Raw genomic sequence first — 16023 nt, 5'->3', positions numbered from 1 at the left:
CATGCAATGGGAAGTCGTCATCGGGCTGGAGATTCACACCCAGCTCACCACCCAATCGAAGATTTTCTCCGGTAGCGCCACCACGTTCGGCTCCGAGCCGAACACGCAGGCCAGCCTCGTCGATCTGGGCATGCCCGGCACGTTGCCGGTGCTGAACAAGGAAGCCGTGCAGATGGCGGTCAAGTTCGGCCTGGCCATCGACGCCGAGATCGGTCAGCACAACGTGTTCGCCCGCAAGAACTACTTCTACCCGGACCTGCCGAAGGGCTATCAGATCAGCCAGATGGAATTGCCGATCGTTGGTAAAGGCCATCTGGATATCACCCTGGAAGACGGCACCATCAAGCGCATCGGCGTGACCCGCGCCCACCTTGAAGAAGATGCGGGCAAGAGCCTGCACGAAGACTACAGCGGCATGACCGGCATCGACCTGAACCGCGCCGGTACGCCGTTGCTGGAGATCGTTTCCGAGCCGGACATGCGTTCGGCCAAAGAAGCGGTTGCCTACGTCAAGGCGATGCACGCGCTGGTTCGCTACCTTGGCATCTGCGACGGCAACATGGCCGAAGGCTCGCTACGCTGCGACTGCAACGTGTCGATTCGCCCGAAAGGCCAGGTTGAGTACGGGACGCGCTGCGAGATCAAGAACGTCAACTCGTTCCGCTTCATCGAGAAGGCGATCAACAGCGAGATCCAGCGCCAGATCGACCTGATCGAAGACGGCGGCAAGGTCATTCAGCAGACCCGCCTGTACGACCCGAACACCAACGAAACCCGCGCCATGCGCAGCAAAGAGGAAGCCAACGACTACCGTTACTTCCCCGATCCCGACCTGTTGCCGGTGATCATCGAAGACGCGTTCCTGGAGCAGACCCGCGCGACCCTGCCGGAACTGCCGCCGCAGAAACGCGAGCGTTTCCAGTCGCAGTTCGGCTTGTCGCTGTACGACGCCAGCGTGTTGGCTTCGAGCCGCGAACAGGCAGACTTCTTCGAGAAGGTGGTGAGCATTTCCGGTGACGCGAAGCTTGCGGCCAACTGGGTGATGGTCGAGTTGGGTTCGTTGCTGAACAAGCAAGGCGTCGAGATCGACGAGTCGCCGGTCAGCGCTGAACAGTTGGGCGGCATGCTGCTGCGCATCAAGGACAACACCATTTCCGGCAAGATCGCCAAAATGGTGTTTGAAGGCATGGCTAATGGCGAAGGCAGCGCCGACGAGATCATCGATCAGCGCGGTCTGAAGCAAGTCACCGACAGCGGCGCCATCGAGTCGATGCTGGACGACGTCCTGGCTGCCAACGCCGAACAGGTCGAGCAATACCGCGCGGCCGATGAGGCCAAACGCGGCAAGATGTTCGGCTTCTTCGTCGGGCAAGCGATGAAGGCATCCAAAGGCAAGGCCAACCCGGGCCAGGTCAACGAACTGCTGAAGCGCAAGCTGGAAGGCTGAGTGCGTTCACGCTAGCGGTTGTTCCCGCGCCTGGCGCGGGAACGATCAACACTTTCTGTAGAGACCCTGCCCCATGCGGCGAATCCTCGGCGCTTGCGCCCTGCTCTCTCTGCTGGCCGGCTGCGCCAGTGACGGCATCATCGACCCGCACGGCTACAACGCCACCGGCGGCGCCTCGTATTACGGCTCGCAACATCAAGGTCAGCGCACCGCTAGCGGTGAACGCTTCGACGCCAATTCACTGACCGCCGCGCACCGGCAATTGCCGTTCGGCACGCGCGTGCAAGTCACCAATCTGGACAACGACCGCAGGGTCATCGTCCGCATCAACGACCGCGGCCCGCACACCCGGGGGCGGCTGATCGATGTGTCACGTGCAGCCGCCGCGCAATTGGGTATGCTGCGCAGCGGAACCGCCCAAGTGCGGGTACAAGCCCTCGACGACTGACTGGTGCCCTGAATTCTTGCCCTAACGAATCTGCCCCTGCCCACGCTGATCGAGCTGGCCTGCGGCCTGCTGTTGATGATCATCGGCGCACAACTGTCGGTGCGCGCCGCTGTGGCCCTGGCCGCCCTGCTCAAAACCCGCCCGCTGTTCCTCGGCCTGACCGTCGTGGCGCTGGGCAGCAGTGCCCCGCAACTCGCGGTCGGGCTGCAAGCGGCGTTCACTGACAGCACCGACATTGCGGTCGGCAGCGTCATTGGCAGCAATATTTTCAACGTGCTGGTCACGCTCGGGCTGTCCGCACTGATCATCCCGCTGCGCGTGGCCCGGCAACTGGTGCGCGTCGATTTGCCATTGATGATTGCGGCCACCGCCCTGGTCGCAGCGCTGGCGTGGAATGGCGAGCTGAGCGCGCTGGATGGCGTCGTGCTGTTGATGGGCATGGCGGCGTATCTGTTCGTCGTGGTCCGTCAGTTCGCCCACGGCGCGCGGCATGTGGCGAGAACGGACCTTGAACCGCGCCGACGCATTTGGCCGATGCTGGGCCGGCTGGCGCTGATGGCCTGCGGCCTGGCGCTGCTGACGTTCGGCAGTCACCTTCTCGTCGGCGCGGCGGTTTCGGTAGCCCTGGATCTGGGCCTGTCGGAGCGGGTCATCGGCCTGACCGTGATTGCGGTTGCGACCTCGCTGCCGGCGTTGATGACCTCGCTGGTCGCGGCATTGCGCGGCGAGCGGGATATCGCGGTGGGCAACATCATCGGCAGCAACCTGTTCAACCTGCTGGGCGTGCTCGGCATCACGGCGTTGATCTCCACCGGGCCGTTGTCGATCTCGCCCAATGCGCTGGATTTTGATTTGCCGGTGATGCTGGGCGTCGCGGCGCTGTGCGTCCCGCTGTTCTATTCGGGGTATCGGATCACCCGGCTGGAGGGGCTGTTGTTGCTCGGGCTTTACGCGGTGTACGGGCTGCACATCGTGTCGTTTACCACGGGCATGCCCCTGGCCGAGCGGCTGGAGCGTTTGATGATTCACTACGCGCTGCCGGTGATTGCGCTGTGTATCGTCGTGGGAACGGTGCGGGCGTGGCGGCGTCAGCATTGATGGGCGACAGGCCTACTAAGACTAAATCCACCCGCCCCACTGCAGAATGAATATCCCGACGTTGGTCGTGACCGCTGCTGCCAGGGTGGTCATGACGATGATCGACGCGGCCAGCTCGTGGTTGCCGTTGGCCGCGCGGACCATGACGAAACTGGCGGATGCCGTCGGGGCGCCGAAGTACAGAAACAGAATCCCCAGTTCCGCATGTCGAAAGCCCAGCAGCCACGCGCCCAGCGTGCAGATCAGCGGCAGCCAGACCATCTTCATCAGGCTCGCGCTGATCGCCAAGGTGCCGCTCTCTCGCAACGACTTCAAAGACAGCGTGCCACCGATGCACATCAGCGCCAGCGGCAGGGTCATCTGCGCCAGGTAGCTGCCGGAGGTATCGAGCCATTTGGGGAGCGGGATCTGGAAGTAGGCGAACGGCGCCGCGACGACAATGCTGATGATCAGCGGATTGGCCATGACGCTTTTTGTGATGCTCCACGGGTCGGACTTGATCACCGGGCTGTAGACCGCCAGCACGACGGTGGACAGGGTGTTGTAGAAAAGAATGACCAGCGCCGCGAGGATCGCACCGAGGGAAATGCCGTAGTCGCCATACATGCTCGCGGCCAGGGCGAGGCCGATCACGCCGTTGTTGCCGCGAAACGCCCCTTGGGTGTAAGTCCCACGCTCGGCGAACGGCACGCGGTAAATGGCCCACCCCCACGACAACGCGAAACCCGCCAGCGTGGCGACGATGAAGTAGATCAGCACGCCCGGCTGAAACGCCGCGTGGAGGTCAGCGTGAATGATCCCCAGAAACAGCAGCGCCGGCATGGTGCAGTTGAACACCAGCGACGAGGCGGTGTGGATAAAGCTGTCGTTGATCCAGCCCACGCGCTTGAGCAACACGCCGAGAAACAGCATCGCGAAGACCGGCGCGGTGATGTTCAGGGTTTCCAGAAAGATTGCCAGCATGCACGCCAACCCTGAGCCGTCGTTAGGTGCCTAATGATAGGCCAGCGGCGCGGGAAGTGTTACCGGCAATTACCTGGTTATCGTACGACTGATCAATAAGCCGGACCGCGTTGCCTGTCGGGGCGTCAGGCCTGGCTGGCAGGTTGCAGCCTCTTCTCAAACACCGAAACCCCGTCCAGATCCCGCAGTGTCACGGTCATTTCCCCGCTTTGGCCGTCAATGTTCACCTCACCAAAAAACTGGAAGCCGGCGAAGGGTGAAGTGTTCTGCGCTGGCGGAGCCTTCTGGAATACCAACTCGGGCCCGAAGGTCTTGTCCAGAGTATTAGGCCCGTAACTGCCCGCATTCAAAGGCCCGGCCACAAACTCCCAGAACGGGTCGAAATCTTGAAACACCGCCTGATCGGGTTGGTAGTGGTGCGCCGCGCAGTAATGCACATCAGCCGTCAACCAGACGGTGTCGCGGACCTTCTGCTGGCGCAGGAAGCCCAGCAGTTCGGCGACTTCTTGTTCACGGCCTTTCGGCGCGCCGTCGTCGCCGTTGGCGATGGCCTCCCAACGCATCACGCCGGGGCTGATCTCGCCGTCGGGCACGCCCAGGCCGATGGGCATGTCAGCGGCAATGACTTTCCACTGAGCCCCAGAGGCTTGAAGTTCGCGCTTGAGCCAATCCAGTTGCTCGCGGCCCAGAAAGGCAGTGGTCGGCCCGGGCTTGTCGGCCAGATTGGCGTCGTTGCCGTCGCGATAGCTGCGCATGTCGAGCACGAACACGTCCAGCATCGGGCCGTAAGCGATCTTGCGATAGACCCGCCCGCCGTTGTCGGCGCTCTGCAGGCGCATCGGCGCATATTCGAGGAACGCCTGTCGCCCGCGCGCCGCCAACAGCTGGATGTCCTTGACCTTGTAGCGGTCGTCGAGCTGCTTGCTCGGTGACCAGTTGTTGGTCACTTCGTGGTCGTCCCACTGCCAGATCTGCGGGACCTCGGCGTTGAAGCGCCGCAGGTTTTCGTCCATCAGGTTGTAGCGGTAGGCGCCGCGGTATTCGTCGAGGGTTTCGGCGACCTTGCTCTTCTCTTCCGTGGTGATGTTGCGCCAGACACGCCCACCCTCGGTGACCACTTCGGCAGGCACCGGGCCGTCGGCGTAAATGGTGTCGCCGCTGTGGATGAAGAAATCCGGCAGGCGCAGACGCATGGCTTCGTAAATGCGCATGCCACCGATCTCGGGGTTGATGCCGAAGCCCTGGCCAACGGTGTCGCCGCTCCAGACGAAGCGGATGTTGCGGCGATTGACCGGCACGCTGCGCAGATGGCCGAACCAGGGTTCGCTGGCGACGCCGGTTTGCGCGTCCTCGAAGAACACGCGGTAGAAGATGGCTTGATCCGCCGGCAGGCCGGTCAGTTCGACGCGCGCGGTGAAGTCGGTGCGTGGGTCGGCGAGCAGCGAGACCGTGCGGCGGGGGTTGCTGAACATGCTGCGGGTGTCCCATTCGACCACCATCCGCGCAGGCCGGTCGCTGCGGCTCCAGACCATGGCACGGTCGCCGAGCACATCGCCGGACTGCACGCCGTCGGTCATTTTCGGGCGATCCTTGACCGACGCAATAACCGCCGGCGCAAGCCCCGGCAACAACAATCCGGCGCCAGCGGCCTGGATGATACGGCGGCGAGTCAGGTCGAACCGGGACATGTTTATCCTCCTCAAGGGAATGCCAAAAGGAGGAAGCTAGCAGCGGATTGTTTGCAGGAGATGACAGGGAAGTGAACAGGCCGAGTGTTGTCTGTGTCTGGCACAAGATCCAGTGCCGAGTGTTGTCTGTTCTGGCACAAGATCCAGTGCCAAGCCCGGTCCCTGTGGGAGTGAGCTTGCTCGCGAAGAGGCCCGAACATCCGACACACATTCAGCGCCTGGGATATCGCTTTCGCGAGCAAGCTCACTCCTACAATTGATCGTGTTCCGCCGCGGAAATCCGGGGCGCACTCAGCCTTCTGTAGGAGCGAGCTTGCTCGCGAAGAGGCCCGAACATCCGACACATCTCCGGAAGCCGGACCGCACACTTGTAGGACTGGCTTTAGCCGGGAAGGCGTCGGTAGTCACACCAAAGTTCTGATGGCGGGCACACCGGCCTCTTCCCGGCTGAAGCCGGTCCCACTAAAAGCATCGCGCGCATCCCGTGGAACCGGTTATAGCCGGGAAGCGCCAGCGGTTACGCGCCGGCGGGCACCGCGTCCAGTTCTGCCGGTTCAGGTCGTTTCAGCAGCGCGTACAGCACGCCGGTCACGACGCTGCCCGCCACGATCGCCAGCAGGTACAGCAGCGCATGGTTGATTGCGTTCGGAATGAGCAGCACGAACAACCCACCGTGGGGCGCCATCAGTTTGCAGCCGAAGAACATCGACAGCGCACCGGTCAGCGCGCCGCCCGCGATGCTCGCCGGAATCACCCGAAGCGGGTCTTTCGCGGCAAACGGAATCGCGCCTTCGGAGATGAAGCACAGCCCCAGCACGAAGGCCGCTTTCCCCGCTTCACGCTCGCTCTGGGCAAACTTGCGCCGGGCGATCAAGGCCGCGATGCCCATACCAATTGGCGGCACCATGCCGGCAGCCATCGTCGCGGCCATCGGCGCGCCGCTGCTGGAGGCCAGCAAGCCCACGGAGAATGCATAGGACGCCTTGTTGATCGGCCCACCCAGATCCACGCACATCATCGCGCCCAGCAGTACGCCGAGCAGCACCGCGTTGGCCGTGCCCATGGTGTCGAGGAAGTGGGTCAGCCCTTCGAGCATGCCGGCGACCGGCTTGCCCACCACATAGATCATCACCAAACCGGTGAACAGGCTCGCCAGCAGCGGAATGATCAGAATCGGCTTCAGCGCTTCGACACTCGCCGGCAGCTTCGCGTAGCGATTCACCGCCCAGGCGCTGTAGCCCGCCAAGAATCCCGCAATGATCCCGCCAATGAAGCCGGCGCCCAGGGTGCTGGCGAGCAGACCGCCGATCATTCCCGGCGCAAGGCCCGGACGGTCGGCAATGGAATACGCGATGTACCCGGCCAGCAACGGCACCATCAACTGGAACGCCGCGCCCGCGCCGATCTGTTTCAGCGCAGCCGCCAATGTCCCCGGTTCCTCGGCCGCGTGAATGCCGAACACGAACGAAAGAGCAATCAGCAAACCGCCGGCCACCACCATCGGCAGCATGAAAGACACGCCGGTGAGCAGGTGTTTGTAGACACCGGTCTTCTCTTTTTTGGAGGACGCCTTGGACGTTGAAGCCGTGGACTCAACCTCCGCCTCCGCCAGCGCTTTTTTCAGCGTCGCGTCGGCCTGCTTGAGCGCAATACCGGTGCCGCAGCGATAGATGCGCTTGCCGGCGAAACGCTCGGTAGCGACTTCGATATCACACGCCAGCAGCACCACGTCGGCGTCGGCAATGGCCTGGGCGCTGAGCGGATTACGTGCACCGACCGAGCCCTGAGTTTCCACCTGCAGGTCATAGCCAAGCTTTTTCGCCGCCTGCTGAATCGCCTCGGCGGCCATGAAAGTGTGGGCAACGCCGGTCGGGCACGCCGTCACCGCCACCAGACGCGGCTGCGCGCTGGACGTGGCAGGCGGGGCGGAAGTCGCGGTGTGCTCGGTCGCCAGCGCCGACGCTGAACGCAGAAAGCCGTCGGCATCCTGCAACGCCTGTGCGGGCGTGGCCTGATACAGGCGCTTGCCGGAAAAACGCGTCAAGTCCAGCGCGCCGGTGTTGACCACCAACACCCAGTCCGCCGCTTCGATGTCGCCCGGCGACAGTTGCTTTTCCGGATGACGCGGATCGTGGATCTCGACGCTGGTGCTCCAACCCTGGCGTTGGGCCGCCGCATCCAGCAGACGGGCACTGAGGACGCTGCTGATTTTGCCGTTCGGACAGGCCGTAACGATGGCTAACTTCATCACACTTCCTCTCTTGTTATGCCGTCAGGACGCGGACGTTGACGCCGCTTTCCAGACGTTTCAATTGCGCCGGATCATTGATGCCGAAGCCGATCTGAGTGACGGCCATGGCCGCAATGGCCGTGGCAGTCCGCAAGGTTTGCTCGGGTTTGTGCCCAGACAGCAAGCCGTGAACCATCCCGGCCAGCAGCGAATCACCCGCGCCGACGGTGCTGGCGACGGTGACTTTGGGCGGCAATGCCTGCAAGGCCACGTTGGAACTGAACCAATGAACGCCTTCCGAGCCCTGGGAAATCACCACGTGCTCGATGCCGCGCTGGCGCAGGTCGGCTGCGGCCTCTGCTTGCGCGGCGATGGAAATGATCGGCGCATCAAGGGCGTCGGCCAGCTCTTCGGTGTTGGGTTTGATCATCCACGGCGACGCTTCCAGTCCAGCGCGCAACGCTTCGCCGCTGGTGTCCAGCGCCACTTTCAGGCCCATCTCGTTGAGGCGCAGCAACAACGTTTTCAACCACTGGGGGCTGACGCCACGGGGCAGACTGCCGGCCACGACCACCGCATCAAAACCCGACGCGATCTGCTCGACCCGAGCGGCCAGCGCTTGTTGCGCCTGCGGGCTGACTTCCGGGCCCGGGCCGTTGAGGTCAGTAATGCGCCCGCTGCTTTCCGCCAGCTTGATGTTGCTGCGCGTCTCGCCCGGCACCCGCACGAATTCGTCGACGAAGCCGCGCTTGGCGAACAGGGTTTCGAACGGTTGCTGGTTGTCCACGCCGAGGAAACCGGCAACGGTCAGCTCGTGGCCCAGATCAGCCAGCACCTGGGCGACGTTGATGCCCTTGCCCGCCGCGTGGCTGAGCATGGCGTCGCTGCGGTTGACCTGGCCGATCTGCAAGGGGCCCAACTGCACGGTCAGGTCCAGCGCCGGGTTCATGGTCAATGTCAGTATTTTCGCCATTACAGCCCCTCCACGAGGGCACGCACGTCCGCCGCGCTGCCAACGGCCAGGGCCGCCTGCGCAAGTTTCCGGGCTTCGATCAGATTCAATTCACGGACGCAGGCTTTGACTTCGCCGATGCTCCGCGCCGAGACGCTCAATTCATCCATACCCAGACCGACCAGCACCGGCACGGCCAGCGGGTCGGCGGCCAATTCGCCGCAGACCCCCACCCATTTGCCATTGGCATGGGCCGCGCGCACGGTGATGTCGATCAGTTGCAACACCGCCGGGTGCAGGCCATCGGCCTGGGCAGACAGGGTCGGGTGACCGCGGTCGATGGCCATTGTGTACTGGGTCAGGTCGTTGGTGCCGACGCTGAAGAAGTCCACTTCCTTCGCCAGCACCGGCGCCAGCAACGCCGCCGATGGCACTTCAATCATGATGCCCAGTTGCAGGTCGGCCACCGGGATCTCCAGACGCAGACGCTCGGTCATGTCGCGGGCCTGACGCCACTCTTCGACGGTGCCCACCATCGGAAACATGATGCGCAGCGGGCGATTGTCTGCCGCACGCAGCAATGCGCGCAGCTGGATTTCCATGATATCCGGGCGCTGCAAGGTCAGGCGAATGCCGCGCACGCCGAGAAACGGGTTTTCTTCTTTATCGATGGGCCAGTAAGGCAGCGGTTTGTCGCCGCCGACGTCCAGGGTGCGAACCACCAGCGGGCGACCGTCGAGGTCTTTGAGCACGCGACGGTATTCCGCTTCCTGGGTCGCTTCATCCGGCGCGGAGCTGTGGGCCATGAACAGCAACTCGGTGCGCAGCAGGCCAATCCCTTCGGCGCCCTGCTCCACCGCTGCCGGCGTACCGGCGCTGTCACCGATGTTCGCGAAGACCTCAACGGCGTGGCCGTCCTGGGTGATCGCAGGCTCCATGCGCAGGGCAGCGGCAGCCTTGAGCCGTTGCTCGCGGGTGTCACGGTCCTGCAAGGCGCGCTTCAGGGTCGCGTCGTCCGGCGCGACGTCGAGACGCCCGCGCTGGCCGTCGATCAACAGTTGCGTGCCGGACTTGATCAGCAATACCGCATCGCCCGCACCGACCAGCGCGGGGATGCCCAACGCCCGGGCAACGATGGCGCTGTGGGCCGTAGCGCCGCCGCGCGCGGTGAGAATGCCGGCGACACGGGCAGGGTCAAGACGTGCGACGTCGGACGGGCCGACTTCATCCATCACCAAAATGTACGGTTCTTCCGGCTCAACCAGGTCCTCGACGCCACAGATCTGCGCCAATACGCGGCGACCGACATCCCGCAGGTCAGCGGCACGTTCCGCCAGCAGCGCATCTTTGAGCTGTTCCTGCTGACGGGCGGCGGCCTCTATCACGTTCATCCATGCCGCAGCGGCGCTTTCGCCTTGTTTCAAGCGCTGCGCCACTTCGTCGACCAGTTCGGGGTCGGCGAGCATTTCCTGGTGAGTGACGAAAATCTCGCGAATGGCCTTCGCCGTGCTGCGTTGAATCAATTGCTCGATGTCGAGGCGCACCTGCGCCAGCGCGCTGTGCAGACGTTCGTGCTCAACGCTTTGCGATTCGCCCTGGGCCGGGTAATCGAACACTGGCAGAACATGCACGTGGGCCGGGCCGACGGCGATGCCGGGCGCCGCAGGAACGGCCTGGATGTGAGTGCCCGCAGCCGGCGCGCTGAGGGTTTTCTCAACAATCGTCGGGGCGGGTGCGGGCTCACTGTGGGCCGGCAACGGTTCGATTTCTTCGCCCAGACCTTCGAGCACTGCGGCGATCAACGCAGGCAAGGCATCGGCGGCAATGGTCGGCTCGGCAATGAACTCAAGGGACTGACCGCGCTGCACGCCGAGGCTCAGCAGCTTGCTCAAGCTCTTGGCCGACACCGGATTCTCGGTGCCATCGACGATGCGCACGCGGATGTCGCCCTCAAAACCCTTGGCCAACTGCGCAAGGATTTTCGCCGGACGCGCGTGCAGACCGTGGGCATTGGCCAGGGTCACGCGCTCGCTCGGCCAGTCCGGCGGCACTTCGCCGCCCAATGCCTGAAGCACGGCGCGGCTGCTGGTCGCCTCGCCCAGTACGTGGCCGCGACCTTCGATCAGCAACGCGCATAGACGTTCGAGCAACGCCTGGTGGGACTCACCCAAGCTCGCGAGGCAGAACAGGCCGGTCAGCGACTGGCCCAGATGACGCATGGGTTTGTCCGGGGTGACGAACGCCAGGCCGGGCTTGTTGACCATCTGTTCGCTGTGCAGCCACCAGAGGCCTTCGCCCAACGGCAGTGGCTCGACCTGCTGCAGCACCGCCGCGAAGCCGTTGTTCACACACTCGGCCTTGCGCAGCAGACGCGCGCCGCGCCAGACCAGTTCTTCGAAATCATCGACCATGACGCCCAGGCTGATCATCTGCGCATCGAGGGCCAGTTCTTGTGGCGCACCCTGCAGCAGTTTGAGCAGCGACTCGGGGTCCTTCGCCTGACGCAACGCTTCGCCCAGGTCGTTTTCACCGAGTGCGCGGGTCAGCAACTGGAGCAAGCGCAGATGCTCGTCGGACTTGGCGGCGATGCCGATGGCCAGGTAGACCATTTGCCCGTCGCCCCAGTCCACCCCTTCGGGGAATTGCATAAGGCGCACGCCGGTGGCGAACACCTGGTCGCGGGTCTCTGGCGTGCCGTGGGGAATGGCAATGCCCTGCCCCAAAAAGGTCGAGCCTTGTTGCTCGCGCGCCTGCAAGCCTGCAAGGTAGCCGGCAGCTACCAGGCCGTCAGCGACGAGCAAGTCAGCCAGCAGTTGCAACGCGGCGGGCTTGTCCACCGCCGACTGGTCCATGGAAATTTGCTCTATGGTCAGCTCGAGCATTGCGTTCTCCTGTGCTGCGCGGGGTCGCGCCAGATTCTTGTTGTAGGACCGGTCGTACACACCGATGACTGACGGTTTGCGAATATTGAATGCGGCATTCAGAGGTCCGATTGGGCAAAAAGTGCCATAAACAGGCCTGCTGAATCGTTTAATCTGAAGTGCCGCGCACGTTACTTGATAATTCCGGCGGTTTGAAGCTCATCCGGTCGAATCGTGTAGGAAACATCCCGTGCAGGTCACAAGCTTCCTACGAGGCGACGGTCTGCTGTCATGATGGCTGTTAATCGGTGAAAATCCCTGCCACGGTAGTTCAGCTCCCACTTTTGCTTCTCATCACGAAAGGATGCCCGGCTTGAAACTCAGTGATATTGCGCGTCTGGCCGGTGTTTCTGTGACCACGGCCAGCTACGTGATCAACGGAAAGGCCGAACAGCAACGCATCAGCAGTGCAACGGTCGAGCGCGTGCGCGCGGTGGTCGACGCCCATGGCTTCAGGCCCAACCCGCAGGCGGCCGGGCTGCGCAGCCGGCATACCCGCACACTGGGCTTCATCCTGCCGGACCTGGAAAACCCCAGCTACGCGCGCATCGCCAAGCAACTGGAACAGGGCGCTCGCGCGCGCGGCTACCAATTGCTGATCGCCAGTTCAGACGACGATCCCATCAGCGAGTTGCAGTTGTTGCAGCTGTTTCGTGCGAGACGCTGCGATGCACTGTTCGTCGCCAGTTGCCTGCCGGCCAGCGATGACAGCTATCGCGCGCTGCAGCAGCAAGGAACGCCAGTCATCGCCATCGACCGGGAGATGGACCCGGCACACTTCTGCTCGGTGGTCAGCGACGACCACGACGCCAGCCAGCAACTGACCCGCAGCCTGCTGGAGATAAAACCCCGACACATCGCCTTGCTTGGCGCGCAGCCCGAGCTGAGCGTCAGTAAGGCGCGGGCCAAGGGCTTCGAAGACGCGCTGGAGGGTTTCGAAGGCTCGGTCATCAGCGAGCACGGCGACGCGTTCAGCCGTGACTGCGGCCTGCAACTGGCCAGCGATATGTTCGATCGGCTGGGTTATTTCCCGGACGCGCTGATCACGACGTCCTACGTCCTGCTGCAAGGGGTGTTCGACCTGCTGCACCAGCGGCGCCTGAACCCGGACCAACTTCACCTGGGCACGTTCGGTGACACGCAACTGCTGGATTTCCTGCCGCTGCCGGTCAATGCCATGGCCCAACAGCACCACTTGATCGCCGAAAAAGCCCTGGCCCTGGCCCTGTCGGCCATTGAGCAGGACCAGTACGAACCGGGCGTGCATGCCATTGTGCGGACGTTCAAGCAGCGGATTCACGAGGCGTAAGCAACGTGCGACTGATCGACACCCACACACACCTGGATTTCGACGATTTCGATGCCGACCGCAACGACGTACTCGCCAACAGCCGGCAGCTGGGTGTGGAGCGCCTCGTGGTGTTGGGCGTGTATCAGCGCAATCTGCAGCGAGTGTGGGATCTGGCGCTCAGTGAGCCGTCGGTGTACGCCGCGCTGGGCTTGCACCCGGTGTTCCTGGAAGAGCATCAGCCCGAGCATGTGCAGCAACTGCGCGACTGGCTGACGCGTCTGGCCGGGCATCCCAAACTGTGCGCCGTGGGCGAAATCGGTCTGGATTACTACATCGAATCCCTGGACCGCCCGCCACAACAGGCCTTGCTCGACCAGCAGTTGCAGATGGCAGCGGACTTCAACCTCCCCGCCCTGCTCCACGTGCGCCGCAGCCATGCCGACACCCTCGCCGCGCTCAAGCGTTTCAGGCTCAAGCGCTGCGGTATCGTTCACGCCTTCGCCGGCAGCCGCGAAGAGGCGCGGGAATACATCAAGCTGGGTTACAAACTGGGGCTGGGCGGTGCGGCGACGTGGCCGCAGGCCTTGCGCATGCATCGGGTGATCGCCGAGTTACCGCTGGACAGCGTCGTGCTGGAAACCGACTCGCCGGACATGGCGCCGGCGATGTTTCCGGGCATGCGCAACAGCCCCGAGCATCTCCCCGACATTTGCGCCGCCATCGCCGAGCTGATGAAAATCCCTGCCGACACGCTGGCCGCAGCGAGCACCGCCAACGCGTGCGAAGTGTTCGGCTGGGTCTGAAGTCTGTCGCCGATTTCATGTTGTAAGAAGAAATTTCAAAGACGCAGCGTGGTCCCTTGGGTACCTCTCTAGGCTCACAAAGGAAACCCGTTAATGAAATTCTCGAAGTTCGCGCAGGCCTTGTCGCGATGGTCCGGCAGCCCACGAACCTTCCTGGTGGCAATCGCGCTGATTTGCGTGTGGGCCGCGACCGGGCCGCTCTTCCACTACAACGACACTTGGCAACTGATCATCAACACGTCCACGACGATCATCACCTTCCTGATGGTTTTCCTGATCCAGAACACCCAGAACCGCGATACCGATGAGTTGCATATCAAAATCGACGAACTGCTGCGCGTGACCAAAGATGCACAGAACGCCGTACTGAGCCTGGATAATCTCAACCAGAAGGAACTGCACGCGCTGCGCAAGAAGTACAAGGCGATGGGCAAAGGCATTGAGTTTGATCACGCCGAGGCGTTTCCGGAGCCTGAGCCTGAGGCGGGTGAGGAGGCCGGTACATCCGCTAAATCTTCAGCGGCTGCAGTGACTTCTTCGTGAGCACGCTCACTGCCACATGAACCGTGATCCAGCCGGGCTCAGATGCCCGGCTGGTAAAGGGCTGAATGCCGGCTCAGGTAATCGGCGCCGGGTTGAACAGGGTGATGTCGTTGTGCAGACGATACTTCTCGGTCCAGGTCGTCTTCTTGCCACTGGCCACGTCCAGATAGAAGTGAAACAGCTCCCAACCCAGATCCTCGATGCTTGCACGCCCGGTCGCAATGCGCCCGGCATCGATGTCGATCAGGTCCGGCCAGCGCTGGGCCAGCTCGGTACGGGTCGACACTTTCACCACCGGTGACATCGCCAGACCGTAAGGCGTGCCGCGCCCGGTGGTGAACACGTGCAGGTTCATCCCGGCCGCCAGTTGCAACGTCCCACAGACAAAATCGCTCGCCGGCGTTGCGCAGAAGATCAGGCCTTTGCGCGTCACCCGTTCGCCAGGGCCAAGCACCCCGTTGATCGCGCTGCTGCCGGATTTGACGATCGACCCCAGCGACTTCTCGACGATGTTCGACAACCCGCCCTTCTTGTTCCCGGGCGTGGTGTTGGCGCTGCGGTCCGCTTCGCCCTTGGCCAGATAACGGTCGTACCAGTCCATCTCGCGAACCAGGCCTTCAGCGACTTCCATGTTTTCCGCACGGGAGGTCAGCAGGTAGATCGCGTCACGCACCTCGGTCACTTCCGAGAACATTACGGTCGCGCCTGCGCGCAGCAGCAAGTCCGAGGCATAACCCAATGCGGGGTTGGCGGTGATGCCAGAGAACGCATCGCTGCCCCCGCACTGCATGCCCAGGATCAATTCCGACGCCGGCACGGTTTCGCGACGACGCTGGTCGAGCTTCTTCAAGCGGGTCTCGGCCAATTCCATGATCTGCTCGATCATTTCGTTGAAGCCGTGTTTGGAATCCTGCAAGCGATACAGCCACGGCTCGCTCAGATCGACCGAGGCGTCGTCGATGTGCATGACCTGATCGGCCTGCAACTTCTCGCAGCCCAGGCTGATCACCAGCGCCTCGCCACCCAGGTTCGGGTTGCGCGCCAGGTTGCGCACGGTGCGGATCGGGATGTACGCGTCCTTGGCGGTGATGGCGACGCCGCAGCCGTAGCTGTGGGTCAGCGCCACCACGTCATCGACGTTCGGGTATTTGGGCAGCAGTTCTTCGCGGATGCGCTTGACGGCGAAATCCAGAACGCCGGTCACGCACTGAACGGTCGTGGTAATGCCGAGGATATTGCGCGTGCCGACAGTGCCGTCGGCGTTGCGATACCCCTCGAAGGTGAAGCCTTCCAGCGGCTCACCGCGGACCGGCACGGCATCGGACATCGGCAGGCTGTCCAGCGCTGGCGCCGACGGCATGCGCAGCTGATCTTCCCTGACCCAACTGCCCTTCGGGATTGGCTGCAGCGCATAGCCGATGGTGTGGCCGTAACGAATGATCGGCTCCCCTTCGGCGATGTCCACGGTGTTCACCTTGTGGCTCTGCGGCACATTGTCGACGGTCACCAGACCGTTATCGAATTCAGTCCCCGCCGGGACGCCCTGGTCATTGACCACGACGACGACGTTATCAAGCGCATGCAGGCGAATGTAACGCGGCGAGTCGGCATGTTGGATCAAGTTCATCACGGTTTTTCC

Annotated in this window: 12 protein-coding genes; 6 read left to right on the top strand and 6 right to left on the bottom strand. The window is 63.1% G+C overall.

Annotated elements, in window-relative coordinates:
* The first annotated feature begins 1 nt into the window (after position 1).
* The 3 genes from gatB to SLW74_RS00390 all read left to right on the top strand — a co-directional run bounded on the left by gatB (position 2) and on the right by SLW74_RS00390 (position 2993).
* A complete protein-coding gene (gene gatB, locus SLW74_RS00400) occupies positions 2 to 1447 on the top strand; it encodes an Asp-tRNA(Asn)/Glu-tRNA(Gln) amidotransferase subunit GatB (RefSeq protein WP_065990118.1) in 1446 nt (481 codons plus the stop codon).
* 73 nt (positions 1448 to 1520) lie between these two features.
* The gene (locus SLW74_RS00395; protein WP_065990120.1) at positions 1521 to 1895 is read left to right on the top strand and encodes a septal ring lytic transglycosylase RlpA family protein; all 375 of its coding nucleotides are present in this window, start codon (positions 1521 to 1523) and stop codon (positions 1893 to 1895) included.
* Between the two features lie 45 nt (positions 1896 to 1940).
* On the top strand, positions 1941 to 2993 hold the full coding sequence (locus SLW74_RS00390; protein WP_065990122.1) for a calcium/sodium antiporter: 1053 nt from the start codon (positions 1941 to 1943) through the stop codon (positions 2991 to 2993).
* A 21-nt stretch (positions 2994 to 3014) separates the two neighbouring features.
* Here SLW74_RS00390 and SLW74_RS00385 read toward each other — a convergent pair whose 3' ends face one another.
* From SLW74_RS00385 to ptsP, 5 genes are all read right to left on the bottom strand, one after another.
* Positions 3015 to 3956, bottom strand: a complete 942-nt coding sequence (locus SLW74_RS00385; protein WP_133776254.1) for an AEC family transporter — start codon at positions 3954 to 3956, stop codon at positions 3015 to 3017.
* 125 nt (positions 3957 to 4081) lie between these two features.
* Positions 4082 to 5644, bottom strand: a complete 1563-nt coding sequence (locus tag SLW74_RS00380) for an alkaline phosphatase D family protein (RefSeq protein ID WP_410927824.1) — start codon at positions 5642 to 5644, stop codon at positions 4082 to 4084.
* A gap of 517 nt (positions 5645 to 6161) precedes the next feature.
* A complete protein-coding gene (locus tag SLW74_RS00375; protein ID WP_192132392.1) occupies positions 6162 to 7892 on the bottom strand; it encodes a PTS fructose-like transporter subunit IIB in 1731 nt (576 codons plus the stop codon).
* 16 nt (positions 7893 to 7908) lie between these two features.
* Entirely contained in the window at positions 7909 to 8847 is a 939-nt protein-coding gene (gene pfkB / locus SLW74_RS00370; protein WP_410927823.1) for a 1-phosphofructokinase, read from the bottom strand.
* Positions 8847 to 11708 carry a phosphoenolpyruvate--protein phosphotransferase gene (gene ptsP, locus SLW74_RS00365; RefSeq protein WP_410927822.1) on the bottom strand — a complete coding sequence of 954 codons (2862 nt, stop codon included), beginning with the start codon at positions 11706 to 11708 and terminating at the stop codon, positions 8847 to 8849. Before ptsP ends, pfkB begins: the two co-directional genes overlap by 1 nt.
* Positions 11709 to 12060: 352 nt before the next feature.
* Here ptsP and cra point away from each other — a divergent pair, with 352 nt between their 5' ends.
* The 3 genes from cra (at position 12061) to SLW74_RS00350 (ending at position 14384) form a co-directional block, all read left to right on the top strand.
* Positions 12061 to 13056 (top strand): catabolite repressor/activator, encoded by a 996-nt coding sequence (gene cra, locus SLW74_RS00360; protein ID WP_065990136.1) that lies wholly within the window; start codon positions 12061 to 12063, stop codon positions 13054 to 13056.
* Between the two features lie 5 nt (positions 13057 to 13061).
* Entirely contained in the window at positions 13062 to 13841 is a 780-nt protein-coding gene (locus tag SLW74_RS00355) for a TatD family hydrolase (RefSeq protein WP_192132394.1), read from the top strand.
* A gap of 93 nt (positions 13842 to 13934) precedes the next feature.
* A complete protein-coding gene (locus SLW74_RS00350) occupies positions 13935 to 14384 on the top strand; it encodes a low affinity iron permease family protein (RefSeq protein WP_065990139.1) in 450 nt (149 codons plus the stop codon).
* 73 nt (positions 14385 to 14457) lie between these two features.
* On the opposite strand, the gene garD is transcribed toward SLW74_RS00350, so the two are convergent.
* A complete protein-coding gene (gene garD / locus SLW74_RS00345; RefSeq protein ID WP_410927821.1) occupies positions 14458 to 16011 on the bottom strand; it encodes a galactarate dehydratase in 1554 nt (517 codons plus the stop codon).
* Positions 16012 to 16023: the final 12 nt, after the last annotated feature.

This window comes from Pseudomonas sp. W5-36 (assembly GCF_046540455.1).
Taxonomy (GTDB): Bacteria; Pseudomonadota; Gammaproteobacteria; order Pseudomonadales; family Pseudomonadaceae; genus Aquipseudomonas; species Aquipseudomonas graminis_B.
This window is presented reverse-complemented; position numbering and strand designations above follow the sequence as displayed.